Source organism: Sorangium sp. So ce362 (assembly GCF_051519845.1).
Lineage (GTDB): Bacteria > Myxococcota_A > Polyangia > Polyangiales > Polyangiaceae > Sorangium.
Map to the genome: position 1 here is coordinate 2,354,167 of NZ_CP150332.1, position 16,233 is coordinate 2,370,399.

Consider the following 16,233-nt stretch of genomic DNA (forward strand, 5'->3'; position numbering starts at 1 on the left):
GTGGCCGCGGCCTTTGTGGTCCGCCTGCCCGACGCCGTCCGACCGGCCTCGCCCTGGGACGTCGCAGGCGAAGCCTGCTCGCGCTCGCCGCTCCCGACCCGCTTCCGCTGCTTGGACGTATCCTTTGCTGTCTCGCCTCTCGGCATTGAGCCCTCCCCCCGAGCTCTCTCGACATGAGCTCGCTCGTGGACTCATGGTGCCACAGCCTTTCCTCTTTCCCGGTCGGAAAGTCGGCGGGAAGTACCGGAATCGAAATCAGGAATCGCTGTAGCCCACCCCGGCGAAAGCGCCTATTGCGCGTCAGGCACGCGGCAGATCGGCGCCGGAGACCCGCTCGGAAGCGCTCAGAAATCCCAGTCGAAGCCGACGCGGATGCCGCCCTTGAGGTTCCACTGGGCGGGGCGCCGGTGGGTCTCGAGCACGTGCTCGACCGCGATGCCGAGACCGGCCCACGGCATGACGCCCCGCATCCGCAGGGAGGAGACGCCGACCAGCGCGCCGGCACGCAGCCCCGGGCTCAAGCGCAGGTCGTCCTGGGTGAAGTACGCGAGCGAGGCGAGCTCGCCTTCGTAGTGCCAGGTGCGGGCGTGGTACCGCAGCACCATCGGCAGCGCGGCGACGAAGCTGATGGGGAAGCGGGTCTTGGTCTCCGTCTGCTCGAGCTGCGCCGTGCCGCCGAACTCGCCGCCGGCGAGGAACGTCCAGCGCTCGTCGAGCCCGTGGCCGAGCAGCATCCGCGCCGAGCCGCCGGCGCCGGGGAGGACCCGGCCGGCCGCGCCCTCGAGGACCACGATGCCGCCCCCCTCCACGTTGAGCGTTGTCCGGTAGGCGTCGGTCTCACGCCCCCGGAAGGCCGGGGAAGGGCGGAGCCAGAACGGGCACTCGGCCGGCGCGTCGCCGGTGCCGCGCGCGCGGCGCATCGCCTCGGCGAGGAGCGCGCGCACCCGCGTCGCGAACAGGAGATCCGCGACCTCGTCGAGATCGCCCCCGCCGCGCCGGAACGCCTCCTCAATGGGCCCGCCGAGCTCGAGGATCTGCCGGTCGAGCGCGGCGAGCGCGGCGGCGCGCGTCTCCGCGGTCGCCGAGCACACGCTCATCAGCGCCGGCGACATGATCTCGTCGATCTCGTACCGATCGATCGTCCAGCCGAGCGACTGCTGCACCTCGACCATCTTCTCGAGATCGACGAGCAGGCCGACCACCGCGAGATCGCGCGGCGCGGCCTCCTCCGGCAGCGCCCGCGGCGGAGCGGCCTCCGCGAGGGGCGCCGCCGACGCCGCGACCAGCGCGGCGAGCACCGGACCCCACGCCAGCGCGGTCACCTTTCCCATCGCGCCTCGCACGATCGCCCCTCGCATCTCGTCCCTCAGAAGCAGGCGCCGCCGCCGCAGCTCCTGCCCACGCAGCGCAGCAGCTGGAACGTCTCGGGGCTGTTCATGCACTCGAACCCGCAGACCGCGGGGCCGTTCCCCTCGTCGAGGCAGCCGAAGAAGCACGCCACGTCCTCGGCGCAGGCGAGGCTGGTGAGGCACTGGTTGAGCTGCGCGCAGCAGCTCTCGGCCACGCAGCCTCCGCACGCTGTCCCGTCGGACCGGCAGGCGGGGCCGCCGCAGAGGCCGTTCTGGCAGTTGCCGTCGCAGCACTCGTCCGAGCCCGCGCACGGCCGGCCGTCGGGGCTGCACCCGCCGCAGACACCCGCGTTGCAGCGCCCGGAACAGCAGTCCGCGCCCCCGTTGCAGCCGGTGCCATCGGGCGAGCACGCCCCGGCGCAGCCGCCGTCGACCGAGCAGCCCTGCCCGCAGATCCCCTCGGCGCACAGCCCCGTGCAGCAGTCGCCCGGGGCGTCGCACGGCGCGCCGTCCTGCGCGCAGTTGCCGCCGCCGCAGATCCCCCGCGAGCACGCGGCGCTGCAGCAGTCGGCCGCGCCCCGGCAGGGGAGCCCGTCCTCCCGGCACACCGTCGCGTCCGGACGTGCGTCGGGGGCGCCCCCTGCGTCCGCGAGCTCGGGCAGCCCGACGAGCTGCTCGCGGGAGCCGCAGCCCAGGGCCGGAGCCGCGAGGGCGAGAAGGACCACCAGGAGCAGCGCGGGCGCTCGGGAAAGCACGGGCTCGAGGCTATCACGGTCGCAGTCCATGACGGGCGGGCGTGACGTGGGGAAAGCGGCGTGAAGCGTGGCAGGACGGAGCGGTAAGGGACGGCGGTGGGAGGAGCGCAAGACGGCGGTGCGGGAGACCTCGGCGGCCTGCCGAACGTTCGGACCCGGGGCCGCTTCCGATGCTACACTCGCCAGCGTGTCGTTGAAGATCGACCAGGATCACGGGCGCTTCCGTCAGATCGTTCGCGGCCGCATCCGCGAGAACCTGCGCAAGTACATTTCGCAGGGCGAGCTCATCGGGCGAAAGGGAAAGGACCTCGTCTCGATTCCCATTCCGCAGATCGACATCCCGCGCTTCCGCTTCGGCGACAAGCAGCGCGGCGGCGTAGGGCAGGGCGACGGCAACCCCGGCGATCCCGTGGGCGGCTCGGACGACAAGCAGCCCGGGCAGGGGCAGGCGGGCAGCGGCGAGGGCGACCACCTCCTCGAGGTCGACGTCACGCTCGAGGAACTCGCCGGCATCCTCGGCGAGGAGCTCGAGCTGCCCGACATCATGGACAAGGGCAAGAGCAAGATCTCGAACGCCCACGACCGCTACTCGGGCATCCGCCGGGTCGGCCCGGAGTCGCTGCGCCACTTCAAGCGGACGTACCGCGAGGCGCTGAAGCGGATGATCTCCAGCGGGACGTTCCGCCCGACGGCGCCCGTGGTGGTCCCCATCCCGGACGACAAGCGGTACCGCTCGTGGAAGACGATCACCGAGCCGGTCGCGAACGCGGTCATCATCTACATGATGGACGTCTCCGGCTCGATGGGCGACGAGCAGAAGGAGATCGTGCGTATCGAGTCGTTCTGGATCGATGCGTGGCTGACGCGCCAGTACAAGGGCCTCGAGTCGCGCTTCATCATCCACGACGCGATCGCCCGCGAGGTCGACCGGGACACGTTCTTCCACACGCGCGAGTCCGGCGGCACGATGATCTCGAGCGCCTACAAGCTCTGCTCTCAGATCATCGACAACGACTACCCGCCGCACGAGTGGAACATCTATCCGTTCCACTTCTCCGACGGCGACAACTGGTCGATGGACGACACGCTCTCCTGCGTGGACGTGCTCAAGAACCAGCTCCTGCCGCGGGTCAACATGTTCGCCTACGGGCAGGTCGAGAGCCCGTACGGCTCTGGCCAGTTCATCAAGGATCTGAAGGAGCACTTCTCGCACGACGACCGGGTCGTGGTGAGCGAGATCAGGGACAAGGACGCCATCGTGGGCAGCATCAAGGATTTCCTGGGGAAGGGAAAGTAGAGCGGTATGAGCAAGTTCGCGTTGAACACCGCGCTCCCCCGGTACCTGCGCACCGAGAAGGAGCGCATCGAGAAGATCGCCCGGGACTACGGGCTCGACTTCTTCCCGGTCATCTTCGAGATGCTGACGTACGACCAGATGAACGAGATCGCCGCGTACGGCGGCTTCCCGAGCCGCTATCCGCACTGGCGGTTCGGCATGGAGTACGAGCAGCTGTCGAAGAGCTACGAGTATGGCCTCTCGAAGATCTACGAGATGGTCATCAACAACAACCCTTCGTACGCCTACCTGCTCGAGGGCAACTCGCTCACCGACCAGAAGCTCGTGATGGCGCACGTGTACGCGCACGTCGATTTCTTCAAGAACAACTTCTGCTTCCGGTCCACCGATCTCGACTATCGCGGCCCGCTCGTCGACCCCGTGCGCAAGAGCGAGTCGTATGATCCGGACCGCAAGTGGATCGACAAGATGGCGAACCACGGCGCCCGCGTGTCGCGCCACATCGAACGCCACGGCATCAACAAGGTCGAGGCGTTCGTCGACCACTGCCTCTCGCTCGAGAACCTGATCGACCCGTGGGCCCCGTTCACCGGCCGCCCGGCGCCCAAGGAGGAAGAGGAGCCCACGGAGGAGCCGATGGACACCTACAAGCTCCGCGCCAAGGAGTACATGGACTCCTTCATCAACCCGGAGGAGATCCTCACGGCGCAGAGGAAGAAGCGACAGGAGCAGAAGAAGCCGGAGCGCAGGGTCCCGGAGCGCCCGGAGCGCGACGTGCTCAAGTTCCTGCTCGACCACGCGCCGCTCGATCGGTGGGAGCGCGACGTGCTCGAGATCATCCGCGAGGAGGCCTACTACTTCGTGCCCCAGCGCCAGACGAAGATCATGAACGAGGGGTGGGCCTCGTACTGGCACTCGAGGATGATGACCGAGAAGGTCCTCGATGCGTCGGAGATCATCGACTACGCCGAGAACAACGCCGGTGTCATGGCGACGGCGCCGGGGCGGTTCAACCCCTACAAGGTCGGCGTGGAGCTCTATCGCTACATCGAGGACCGCTGGAACAAGGGCCGCTTCGGCCGCGAGTGGGAGGAGTGCACCGACCTCGACGCGAAGCGCACCTGGGACATGCGGCTCGGCCTCGGCCGCGAGAAGATCTTCCAGGTGCGCGCGCTCTACAACGACGTGACCTTCATCGACGAGTTCCTGACGCCGGAGTTCGTCATCGATCAGAAGATGTACACGTTCGGCTTCTCGGGGCGGAACGACAGGTTCGAGATCGAGAGCCGCGAGTTCAAGGAGGTGAAGGAGAAGCTCCTCTTCCAGCTCACGAACTTCGGCGACCCCTACATCCGCGTCGTCGACGCCAACTACGGCAACCGCGGCGAGCTCCTGCTCGAGCACGTGCACGGCGGCTTCGACCTGCGCGCCGACTACGCGCGCGAGACGCTCATGGCGCTCGTCCGGTGCTGGAAGCGGCCGGTCGGCGTGGCGACGAAGATGGACAACAAGCCTGTGCTGCTCCGGTACGACGGCAAGGAGCACGCGATGACCCCGTACAAGCTGTGAGCTCCTGCGGATCGATCCGCCGGCTCGCGGTGCTGCTCGCGCTCGTCGGCTGCGCCGGCGCGCCGGCGGCGCGGCAGCCGGCGGAGGCGCCCGCGCGATCGGCCTCGCTCGACCCGCCCGCGCCTGCCGCGCCGCCCGCGCCTGCCGCGCCGCCGGCGGGGAGCGCCTCCGCCGCGAGCGCGGCGGGAGCGCCGGCGATCGGCTCGGGCGTCCCGCTCGACGCGCCGTCCACCAGCGAGGCCGCGGCGGCGAGCCCTCCTCCGCGCGTCGCGCGCGGCACCGGCACGCCGGCGGACAGGAAGCTCGAGGAGGGCGACGCCGCCTACGCGGGAGGCGATTTCGCCGCCGCGGAGAAGGCCTATCGCGCCGCCGCGCTGCTCGACAGGAAAGACCCCGCGGCGATCGTGGGGACCCAGCGCGCGGCGATCGCCGGGGCGGGGGTGTCCTCCGATTACAACGGAGCGCCGGGCGACAGGGCGCTGCTCGCCGCGGTCCCGGAGCTGAAGCGCGCGGTGAAGCTCGATCCCGGCCACGCGCCGGCGCACCTCGAGCTCGGCCGCGCCCTCCTCGTCCTCGGCCGCGCCGACGCGGCGCTCTCCGAGCTCGCGCGGGCCGCGGAGCTCGCGCCGAGCGACGCCGAGGCCCGCTCCGCGCTCGGCGTCGCTCACCTCGCGCTCGGCAACCTGCAGGACGCCGTCCGCGAGCTCACGCGGTCCGCCGAGCTCGCCCCCGGCGACGCCGAGCGGCAGGCGAACCTCGGGACCGCGCTGCTCGCCGCGGGGAAGACGGCCGACGCGATCCGCGCCTACGAGCGCGCCGCGAAGCTCGCGCCGGCCGACGCGCGCCTGCAGAACGATCTCGGAACGGCGCTCCTCGCCGCGAACGATCCGGCGCGCGCCGTCCCGCACCTCGAGGCGGCCGTGGCCCGCGACCCGACGCGCGCAACGTATCGATCGAACCTCGGGTATGCCCACCACCTCCGCGGCGACCTGCCCAGGGCGACCGCGCTCTACCGCGAGGCGCTGCGGCTCGACGACAGGCTCGGCAGCGCCTGGATCAACCTGGGCAACGCGCTGGCGCAGTCGGGCCAGCTGAAGGACGCGCGCGCAGCGTACGAGAAGGCGCGCGCGGTGGATCCCACGGATCCGCGCGTGAAGGCCGTGATGGACGAGCTCGACGCGATCGAGCGGCGCGGCGCCGCGCCGCCGTGACAGCCGCCTATTCGCGGCTGCCGTCCGGGCGCGTGTCAAGCGCAATCGTCGTCGAGCGCGCGCCTGGCCTCCAGCGCTCGCCGCGGTCGGCGGAGAGTGCGAGTTGGCGGGCCAAGCGAGCTCACGGAACGCGCGTCGCCTGCGGCCGCGCGCGCTCTCGCGAGGCCGGATCGCGGGGCGTGCGCGCCCGGATCCGTACGTCGCTGTGAAACCACCCGCCGGAGAAGGCCACTCGCCTCCGCGCTCCTCGCCCGCCTGCACTGGGTAGGTGGCCCCACCGAGGTCCGCACACTTCCGTAGCGACTCGCGACCACACGCCTTGAGTCATCTCCGCAGCGCTGGGCGATGGCATGAAAGTGTTGACAGGACCGACGCGCTTTCGATTACCTCGCTTGACGGTGTTCTCGAGGGCTTCGACGGTAGCAGGCGCCGCCTGCCGGGATCTGTGGGCGGTGCGCGCAGCGGCGAATTCTACGCCGCCGCTGCACGGCGCGCGCGCGTCGACTTGTGGACAAATGGGCCGACGAGCACCCGCGCCGCGCTCTTCCCACGAGGCGCTGAGCCCGGGCAACTGCGCAGGTAATGGTCCGGACCCCCGGAGGCGCAGCGGACGGGTACCTTTCTCTACCTGTACAAATTATCAGCAGCGATCGAGTGTGATTCATATCACACTATTGTCTCGATCTTGTAGCAATCCGGGCATCTTCAAGGCAGTCCTCGTTAGCGCTGTGCTCGTCCGAGTTCACCATGGCGACCTCGAACGGGAGCGCGATGCACTCGACGCGGCACCCAGACTCCAGGTACTCTGCGTCCTGCCTCCTCTCGCAAACCAACCCCGAGGCCTTGATGTCCGTTTCGAAGCCGACCGATGTAGCCCCGACGCTGCGACCACCGCCGGTCATGGCGCCGAGCGGCATGATCATCTCAGCCAACTTCTCGGTCACTGGCTTCAGCAAGCGCTGGAGCCACTGCCATCAGATGGCGAACTTCCTCGCGCGGTACGCGAGCGCAAACGAGGACGACCCGGAGCGCTATGCGACGCTGCTGTCGACCTTCTTCAACGAGCTGCTTGAAGCCATCTATCGCAATCACGAGCCGTCGGGCGACATCATCATCACCTTCCAGAGGAACCACGGTCGCATCAGCGTGACGGCTGAGGTGCCCGCCAGCAGCGAGAACCTGGCGTTCTACAAGCACGCCGTTCAGCTGCTCAATCAGCCGGATCCGATGGCCTGGTACCGAGAGCAGCTCGAGCACGACGTGCCCGACAACGATGTTACGACTCTAGGTCTGCTGGAGCTCGCTGTGGTTTACGGTTCGACGTTAAGCCTTACTGAACCCAAGAACGGGAACTCGCTGACACTGAACATCGAGCTGCCGTTTACTGAGGTAGATGAAAATGAGTGCTTCAATCTACCCTGAGAACGCTGTCCCGCCGTCGTCTTCATCGGGGAGCCTGCCCTCGTGGCGCTCATCGGTGACCTTCAACATGCGGGTCGACCAGGACGACCAGGAGGTCGCCCTCGCCGGCATGCTGCGGCCGTTCGTGGGCGACCAGATGCGCGCGATCCGGGGGACGCTGGAGACCGCCGCGAAGAACGCGACAGGCGAGCTGACCCTCGACTTCAAGCGCCTCAAGTACATGAACAACGTCGCCTTCCTCGAGATCAACCGGTTCGTCCGGTGGGCCGTGGAAGAGCGACCGAACCTCAAGATCCGCCTCATCATCTCGAGCGTCATCCCCTGGGCCATGCGCAAGTTCCAGGTGATGGAGGAGCTCTATCCCAACGTCTCCGTGGAGGTGTACGACAAGGCCCTCTACCCGATCCAGAGCGTCATCGAGGATGAGGATTTCGTCCGGGTGCTGCGGACCCAGGAGAAGATCGTGTACAACCACGAGCGCAAGCTTCTCCACCGGCACGGCCTGCGTCCGGGAATGAAGGTCGCCGACATCGGCTGCGGGCTCGGGGACTTCGCGGTCCGGCTCAACGCGGAGTACAAGCCGGAGTACATCACCGCCGTCGACCACTCCAGGGCGTTCCTGAAGCACGCCCAGGCGCACGCGCGGAGCCTCGGGATCGAGAACATCGAGTATCAGTACGGCGACGCCGCCGCGCTCCTGATCCCCGACGACGCCTTCGATTTCGTGTCCTGCCGGCTCGCCATCCAGGTCTTCCACATGCCGGACCAGCTGATGAAGGAGCTCTGCCGGATCTGCAAGCCCGGCGGCCGCGTCTACATCACGAACGAGATGCTCGCGTGCGTCACCGGCTTTCCTGATCAGGACCTCATCCGCATGGGGTACCGGCGGTACCTCGAGCTGAGCCGGATGGTCGGGATGGACTTCGACATCGGCGTGAGGACCCGCGAGCTGCTCGCGAGCGCGGGCCTCGAGGACATCCGCAGCGATCTCATCGACATCAACAACATGAACACCGACCCGAACAACTTCGCGAAGGTCGTAGAGAGCTGGATCAAATTCTGCGGCGACGTCGCGGCGTCGGCGAGCGCTGATCCGGTGATCTTCGAGGAGATTGGCATCGGGCTCCGGGCCCATGTCTCTGCGATCCTGAGCGACAAGGGGTATGCGAACTGGCCGATTCTCGCCGGCTCCGGGCGTAAGCCAGAACGGCTGATGCGATAGCTTGAGTGAACTGGAGGAGCCGATGAAGCGCCGCGGGCCGACATATGGAAGCTAAGGAGCGCAAGAAGTTTTCCATCGTTCAATGGATCGTCGAGAGGTCCTCCGGGCGCTTCCGTACGAAGTTCATGCTCGTGGCCTCGCTCGGCGTTCTCATCGCTCTGGCTTCGAGCGCGGGGACGGCCCTCTACAACGTTACACGACTGGAGCAGGAGGCCAGCGCCGAGGTCTACGGCGGGATGGCCCGCGCGAACGACGAGTACCTCGAGAACTACATCGAGACGACGGCGCTCCGGCTCGACCTCCTGTTCGAGCAGACGTTCTCCGAGCTCCGGATGACGGCGTCGATCTTCCAGACGCTGATCGACAACCCGGACGCCGCGGAGGCGATAGGCAATCTCCCTGACCAATCGCCCTTCTTCAGGGACGATTTCCAGGTCGATCCCAACGGGAAGTGGACCCAGAACAAGCCGGGCGAGCAGTCCGTGATGAGCGTGTGGCACTACATGCTCCAACCGGACGGCTCGATCAAGCCGGAGATCCTGAAGGACGTCAAGAAGAACGCCATCTTCGATCTGTTCGGCCCCGCCATCTGGAAGAACGGGAGCGAGAAGCTCCAGGTGTACTACGTGGGGTCGAAAGAGCGACCCATCATGCGTCTGACGCCCTGGCTCGAGATGGCGCAGACGTTCGACAGGCTCTATCCGGGGCACACGGACAAGAACTTCTGGGACTCCTTCTTCCCCGGCATCTACGAGGGGTGGCAGCGGTGGTTGACGGATCCCAGCAGCAAGCCGGTCGCAAAGACCGACGTGACCGGCTATCCTCCTTACATCGACGCGGCGACCGGCGGCAATATCGTCACGTTCTTCAATCCTCTCTGGACGAAGGAACGGACGGACTGCGCAGGGGCGGTCGCGATCGACGTCACGCTGGATCAGGCGGTGGCCCTCATCCGGCACGTGCACATCAAGTCCTCGGGCTTCGCGTTCATGTCGATGTCCGACTCGAACGTGCTCGCGATCAGCAGCGAGGGGGAGAAGGTCCTCGGGATCGGCACGCGGGACGGGCAGAACGAGGGCGTGAAGGAGGTCAAGCGACTCCTCAGCCAGAGCCAGTACCCCGAGGTCGCGAAGATCGCGATGCCGTCGAGCGAGAAGCCGGTCTTCCACCGGGTCTCGATCCAGGGGGCGCCCGACGAGCCGGCCACGCCCTACGTCATCGTCCTGCGGCGCCTGCCCGGGATGAACTTCTACCGGGGTGAGAAGCCCATCGGGATGGAGTACTGGGTGCTCGGGTTCGTGGTGCCCGAGTCCGAGCTCTTCTCGACGGTGCACACGGCCCAGCGCGCCATCCAGTCGACGGCGAAGAACATCCTGGGCCAGCAGGTCATCGTCGTCGTGCTGAGCCTGTTCGCCGTGCTGGTGGGCATCGCCTGGGTCGCGCGGAGGATCACGGCCAACCTCGTCGATCTCTCCGAGGCGGCGCACCGGCTGATGAACAAGGACTACTCGATGAGGGTCAACATCGACAGCCAGGATGAGATCGGGCGGCTCGGCATGACCTTCAACGCGATGGCGTCCGACATCGAGCGGTACACGGCCAACCTGGAGGAGCTCGTCAGCGAGCGGACGATGGCCCTCGAGAAGGCGAACGAGGAGATCAGCGAGCTGAACGCGAAGCTCGCGCAGGAGAACATCCGCCTCGGCGCCGAGCTGAACGTCGCTCGCCAGCTCCAGCTGATGGTGCTGCCGGCGCCGAGCGAGCTCCAGGAGATCCCGGGCCTCGACATCGCCGGCTACATGGCCCCGGCCGACGAGGTCGGCGGCGACTACTACGACGTGCTCCAGAGCGGCGGGCTCGTGAAGATGGGCATCGGCGACGTCACCGGCCACGGCCTGGAGAGCGGCGTCTTGATGCTGATGGTGCAGACGGCCGTGCGGACGCTGCTCGCCGCCGACGAGCGGGACCCGAAGAAGTTCCTGAGCATCGTCAACAAGGTCATCTACCAGAACATCCAGCGGATCCGCTCGGACAAGAACCTGTCGCTGACCCTGCTCGACTACAGCGACGGGCAGCTCCAGTTCACCGGTCAGCACGAGGACCTGATCATCGTCCGGAAGGACGGCACCCTCGATCGCATCGAGACCATGGGGCTCGGCTTGCCGATCGGCATCGATCTGGATATCAGCGACTTCATCAGCAGCATCGAGGTGAAGCTCGAGCCCGGGGACGTCGTGACGCTCTTCAGCGACGGTATCACCGAGGCGGAGGACTCTTCAGAGGAGCAATACGGCATCGACCGGCTGTGTCACGTGATCTCGCGGAACCACGAAAGAACCTCGAGGGAGATCAAGGACGCTATCATCGAGGACGTCTTGGCGCACGTTGGCTACAACAAAATCCATGATGACATTACGGTACTTGTCATTAAGAGGGTATGAGCAAGGGGGAGACTGGGCATTACCATGAGCGAAATCATCGGCGTCTACTCTTTAGACGATTCGTTCAGCGAACATATGTCGCTGACGTTGTACCCCGACTCGTTCGCGGTGAGATGGAGCCTGTGTAACCTGACGGCGAATTTCATGGCCGAGTACTTCGGGGAGCTCTTCCCGGAGATCGACGGCGAGGACAGGCTCATCAGCCGAGACGAAGTCTCAGGCGCCATCGGTTACGTTCTGAACGAGCTCGTTGAGAACGCCGTCAAGTTCAACCAGCACGGTGACATCACCGTGACCGTCGGCATCGGGCGCGAGGACCTGGTGTGCCTCGTCAGCAACCAGATCACGAACGCCGCTGTCCCTTCGCTGCGCGAGAAGCTGCTCGAGCTCACGCAGGAGGACCCAGGGGAGCTCCTGCGGAGGCAGGCGGAGGCGAACGCCGAAGACGCAGAGAACGCCGGGTCGGGGCTCGGCTATCTGATCATCATGAACGACTACGGTGTCAGTCTTGGATGGAAGCTGGACCCGATCTCGGTCAACAGCTTCAGCATCAAGACGATGGCCAGGATTCCTATTTTGAACGAAAGGTCGAGAATGGAAATCAAAGGTGGTAACTACCGGGTTTGGTACGATCCCTCTGAGGTGGTGGTGTACCTGGAAGGCATCCTTCGTCTTGGCGGCACCACCGAGTACGCCCCCATCGAGGAGCTGCTCGACAAGGTCCTGGCCACGAACCCGCCCACCATCACGCTCGACGTCAGGGCGCTCAACTTCCTGAACAGCTCGGGGATCAACGTCCTCTACAAGTTCGCGATCGCCACCCGCAAGAAGGGCGAGCTCCAGCTCATCGTCCGCGGGTCGAAGTCCATCCCGTGGCAGGGGAAGTCGCTGCCCAACCTCAAGAAGTTCAACCAGAACTTCGAGATGATACTCTGTGATTGAGATCGGATGGGGTCGTCCGTCCAACCCGAATCGCGTCCAGGTCGAGCCATGACTGCACCTAAGGACATCAGCTCGATGCACTCCAGAGGCTTCATACAGAAGCAGAGCAATCTGGATGCCATCAGGGCGATCGTGAAGGAGCGGCAAGCGTGGAACACACTGCTGCGCGAGGAGGGGAACTTCACCGACTTCATGGAGCGCTGCAGCGCACTCCTGGAGTACGTCGATAAGCTGAAGCTCGACTTCGACGACCTCTCCCTGGTGCACGAGGCCATCCTGGAGCACGCGACCAGCATCGAGAACGAGCTCGAAGGGTACAACCGGGCCATCGACGACGACCTCGCGGTGGCGCGGCAGGTTCAGCGCGCCCTGCTGCCGGAGGCGAGCGGGACCATCGCCTCGTCGTTCGACATGGCCATCTTCCACAAGCAGCTCGCGCAGGTGGGGGGGGACTATTATGACTTCTTCTATCTCCCCGGCGAGCGCCACGCGATCGGTGTCTACGATATCTCGGGGCACGGCGTATCGTCGGCGCTCATCATGGCATTTCTGAAGGCCCAGTTCGCCCACGCCACCAAGCGGCTCGACAGCCCCGGGGCGATCGTGGATTGGGTGAACCGGAGCGCCTACTCGTTCCTCCGGGAGGTTCGCCGGTACGCGACGGTGAACTTCGTCATGTTTACGGACCGATTCCTCCGCTACGTCTCGGGCGGAGGGTACGGACTCCTGGTCCGTCGCGGTACGCCGCGCTCGTTCAATCGGGTGAGCAACTTCATCGGTCTGCGCATCAAGCCGTTTCACGAGTTCGAGCTGCCGTTCGAGGAGGATGACGTCCTCGCCTTGTACACAGACGGGATGTTCGAGGCGCAGGACGCGAGCGGGGAGATATATTCCGTGCAACGTCTCAACGAAATCGTGGTCAAGCACAGCGAGGAGCCGGTGCAGGTGATCCTCGACCGGTGCATCGAGGACTACACGCGGTTCCGAGTGGCGGACGCGGACGACATCACACTGATCATCCTGCGAAGGTGCGCCTGATGAAGCCCGAGAAGAATCATTCGCAGACGTCGGTCGGTGCATCGATATATATATCTCCGGTCGATCACATCACGGGCGACGTGGCCGGCCTGCTTGCGAACTTTCTGGACGCGCTGCTGGTGAGGTTCTACCCCAGGCGGATCTGCCAGAAGGTCAACGTGGTCGTCACCGAGCTGGTCACCAACGTGATCCAGCACGGGACCGAGCGTGACAGCGAGGTACGACTCGACCTGAGCATCGACCCAGACCGGCTACTCATCAAGGTTTCCAACCGCGTTACGCCGGAAGAGTACCGAACCGTGAAGGCGGTATTCGACGAGATCTTCGCCGCGGAGGACCCGAGGGAGCTCTTTGCCAGGACGGTGCGCGAGCGGCGCAACGACCGACGCAGGGGCGGGCTCGGCCTCATTCGGCTGACCGCTGAGAACAAATTCCATCTCTCGACGCAGTACGTCGATGGAATTCTCGTCGTCCAGGCTACTTTCCCTTGAAAAGGCTGCGTATGTTTTCCACGAAAGGTCGCGTATGAAGGCTCTCAGCTATGGAGAAATCACGGATGGCGGGCTGAGCGTCTTTCAGTCGGTCGCCCGGCTCGATGACGACAACCGCCTCGTCTTGACCTTCGAGGGCGCTATCCGGATCGACAACCCGTACCGGTACCTGTCCAGCTACCTCGACGAGCTGGCGCGAGTCCTCCCGCAGCATCCGATCACGTCCACGGTGATGGACTTCGTGAAGATGCGGTTCTGCAACTCGAACGGCTTCTACGTCATCATGGATATCGTGGACGCCGTGTACAACCTGGTGCCCGGGCGGGTGACCGTGCGGCGGATCCTCGACGACGACTGGCAGCACGAGACCCTGCCGATCCTGCTCAACCTGAACGAGGAGCACGTGGCCGCGAGGACGACGTTCGAGGACGTCAAAGAGCCGTAGCCGTGGGGTGTGGGCTGGCTAAGGCGACCGGTGATGCACGCACCTGCGAACGAAGCGGACGTGGAGAGGTTCTTCGCTGTCTGCCCCGATCCGCTCTGTGTTCTGCGGGCCGACGGGGCGTTCCTGCGCGTGAGCGGGGCCTGGGAGCGGACGCTTGGCCTGAGGGCCGAGGAGCTCGTCGGCCGGAACCTCCTCGATCTCGTACATCAGGACGACCTCCCCGCGACCAGGGAGCAGTTGGATCGGCTCCGGGAGGAGCCCGTCACGCTCGGGATGGAGAACCGGTGCAGGAGCAGGAGCGGCCTCTACGTCTGGCTGTCCTGGTCGATGCTCTCGGTGCCCAGCGAGGGGCTCGTCTACGCCTGGGCGCGCAACGTGGGCAAGCAGAAGCGCGTCGAGCGGGCGCTGATGCAGCGGATCGAGACCAAGATGCTGGTCGCGTCGATCTCGGCCCATTTCATCAATGTGAAGCTCGCGGACATCGACCGCGGCTTTCAGTCGGCGCTCGCGGAGCTCGGCAAGGCGCTGCGCGCCGACCGGACGAGCCTGTTCCTGCTCTCGGAGGACGGGCGGCGGTTCCTGAGCACGCACGAGTGGTGCGCCGAAGGGGTCCCGTCGCTGCTCGCGGAGCGGGCCGTCGTCTCCAGGGATGAGTATCCGTGGCTCGTCGAGAGGCTGTGCCGCCTCGAGGTGTGCGACGTGCCGCGCGTGGCCGACCTGCCGGATGAGGCCGCGAGCGAGCGGAGAGCCTTCACGGAGCTCGGGATCGCTTCGCTCGTCCGGATGCCCGCGGCGTACGCGGGGCGGCTCGTGGGGGTCGTGGGGATCGACGCGGTGCGCTCGATCCGCGCGTGGGACAAGAGCGTGCGGGCGCTGCTCCAGGTCGTCGGCGAGATGTTCGCGATCACCCTGGAACGCATGCGCGCCGAGGAGTCGCTCCGCGCGGTGGTCGAGCAGCAGGAGTCGCTGCGGGCGGTGATCGAGCGGCAGGAGTCCGCGATCGAGACGCTGTCGACGCCGATCATCCAGGTCTGGAACAGCGTGCTCGTGCTGCCGCTCGTGGGGAGCATCGATCGACACCGAGCGTCCGAGATCACGGAGAAGCTGCTGCACACGATCGTCGAGACGAAGTCGCGGTACGCGATCGTCGAGGTGACAGGGGTCGAACAGGTCGACTCGACGACGGCGCAGCACCTCCTCGGCATGCTGCGGACGATCGAGCTGCTCGGCGCTCAGGGCGTCGTGGCCGGCGTCCAGCCCCAGGTGGCGCAGACGGCGTCGTCGCTCGGGATCGAGCTCTCGTCGGTCCAGGTGCACCGGGACCTCCAGGAGGCGCTGCGGTGGTGCATCCGGGAGATCCAGGCGGACGGACGGCGAGGAAAGCGGCGGCAGAGGGCGAAGCGGTAGAGGCGAAGCGGTAGGGGGGAGGGGGAGAGGGAGGGGGAGGGGGAGAGGCAGGGAACGGATGCGCTCGCTCGGCAGGGGTGGGGCGCGGGCGCTCGCGCTTGACGCACCCTGCGGGAGCGAATATTTCGTACACGAAGCATCGTGACCGCGACCCTGCCGCAGCCAGAGAGGCCGGAGATCGACGCCATCGTGGAGATGATCATCTATCTCTACACGGAGTCGCGCCGGCTCACGAAGGGCATGGCGAGCGGGTTCGGCCTCACCGGACCACAGCTCACCATCCTCAAGCTGCTCGAGTCATTTCAAGATCTGTCGCTGTCCACGCTCTCGGAGCGCATCCGGGCACAGAACAGCACGGTGACGGGGATCGTCGATCGGATGGAGCGGGAAGGGCTCGTCCGGCGCGAGCGCTCGAGCGCCGACCGGCGGGTCGTGCACATCCGGCTCAGCGAGAAGGGGGCGCGGCTCGCCCGCGAGATCCAGGTGGAGCCGATGGAGATCTTCCGGAGCGCGCTGCTGAGCCTGAGCTCGACCGATCTGCGCGATCTGCTCCGGATCTTGACGAAGCTGCAGCGGCAGGTGGTCGCGCGGGTCGCCCAGGACGGGCAGAAGAAGAGCGACGGCGGCGACAGGACGTGAAAGGG

14 protein-coding genes are annotated in these 16,233 nt (G+C 66.3%); 12 read left to right on the top strand and 2 right to left on the bottom strand.

Annotated elements, in window-relative coordinates; genetic code table 11:
• Positions 1-344: 344 nt before the first annotated feature.
• Positions 345-1,331, bottom strand: a complete 987-nt coding sequence (locus WMF17_RS09360; RefSeq protein ID WP_437648946.1) for a hypothetical protein — start codon at positions 1,329-1,331, stop codon at positions 345-347.
• A gap of 35 nt (positions 1,332-1,366) precedes the next feature.
• Positions 1,367-2,104: a hypothetical protein gene (locus WMF17_RS09365; RefSeq protein ID WP_437648947.1), complete on the bottom strand. Its 738-nt coding sequence runs from the start codon at positions 2,102-2,104 to the stop codon at positions 1,367-1,369.
• A gap of 187 nt (positions 2,105-2,291) precedes the next feature.
• Between WMF17_RS09365 and WMF17_RS09370 the strand changes: the two genes are divergently transcribed.
• From WMF17_RS09370 to WMF17_RS09425, 12 genes are all read left to right on the top strand, one after another.
• Positions 2,292-3,401 (top strand): DUF444 family protein, encoded by a 1,110-nt coding sequence (locus WMF17_RS09370; protein ID WP_437601617.1) that lies wholly within the window; start codon positions 2,292-2,294, stop codon positions 3,399-3,401.
• 6 nt (positions 3,402-3,407) lie between these two features.
• Positions 3,408-4,970 (top strand): SpoVR family protein, encoded by a 1,563-nt coding sequence (locus WMF17_RS09375; RefSeq protein WP_437601618.1) that lies wholly within the window; start codon positions 3,408-3,410, stop codon positions 4,968-4,970.
• Entirely contained in the window at positions 4,967-6,181 is a 1,215-nt protein-coding gene (locus tag WMF17_RS09380; RefSeq protein WP_437648948.1) for a tetratricopeptide repeat protein, read from the top strand. The genes WMF17_RS09375 and WMF17_RS09380 overlap by 4 nt, the downstream gene beginning before the upstream one ends.
• A gap of 846 nt (positions 6,182-7,027) precedes the next feature.
• Positions 7,028-7,603, top strand: coding sequence for a hypothetical protein (locus WMF17_RS09385; RefSeq protein WP_437601620.1), 576 nt, complete (start codon positions 7,028-7,030; stop codon positions 7,601-7,603).
• Between the two features lie 55 nt (positions 7,604-7,658).
• Positions 7,659-8,825 (top strand): methyltransferase domain-containing protein, encoded by a 1,167-nt coding sequence (locus tag WMF17_RS09390; RefSeq protein WP_437601621.1) that lies wholly within the window; start codon positions 7,659-7,661, stop codon positions 8,823-8,825.
• Between the two features lie 44 nt (positions 8,826-8,869).
• Complete coding sequence (locus WMF17_RS09395; RefSeq protein ID WP_437601622.1) at positions 8,870-11,266, top strand: SpoIIE family protein phosphatase; 2,397 nt, start codon at positions 8,870-8,872, stop codon at positions 11,264-11,266.
• Between the two features lie 24 nt (positions 11,267-11,290).
• Positions 11,291-12,208: a slr1658 superfamily regulator gene (locus WMF17_RS09400; protein WP_012234413.1), complete on the top strand. Its 918-nt coding sequence runs from the start codon at positions 11,291-11,293 to the stop codon at positions 12,206-12,208.
• A gap of 48 nt (positions 12,209-12,256) precedes the next feature.
• Entirely contained in the window at positions 12,257-13,246 is a 990-nt protein-coding gene (locus WMF17_RS09405; RefSeq protein WP_437648949.1) for a PP2C family protein-serine/threonine phosphatase, read from the top strand.
• The gene (locus WMF17_RS09410) at positions 13,246-13,737 is read left to right on the top strand and encodes an ATP-binding protein (protein WP_437488665.1); all 492 of its coding nucleotides are present in this window, start codon (positions 13,246-13,248) and stop codon (positions 13,735-13,737) included. The genes WMF17_RS09405 and WMF17_RS09410 overlap by 1 nt, the downstream gene beginning before the upstream one ends.
• A gap of 34 nt (positions 13,738-13,771) precedes the next feature.
• Complete coding sequence (locus tag WMF17_RS09415) at positions 13,772-14,182, top strand: hypothetical protein (RefSeq protein WP_020734190.1); 411 nt, start codon at positions 13,772-13,774, stop codon at positions 14,180-14,182.
• 33 nt (positions 14,183-14,215) lie between these two features.
• Positions 14,216-15,589: a PAS domain S-box protein gene (locus WMF17_RS09420; RefSeq protein WP_437601624.1), complete on the top strand. Its 1,374-nt coding sequence runs from the start codon at positions 14,216-14,218 to the stop codon at positions 15,587-15,589.
• 141 nt (positions 15,590-15,730) lie between these two features.
• Positions 15,731-16,228: a MarR family winged helix-turn-helix transcriptional regulator gene (locus WMF17_RS09425; RefSeq protein ID WP_437601625.1), complete on the top strand. Its 498-nt coding sequence runs from the start codon at positions 15,731-15,733 to the stop codon at positions 16,226-16,228.
• Positions 16,229-16,233 lie beyond the last annotated feature (5 nt).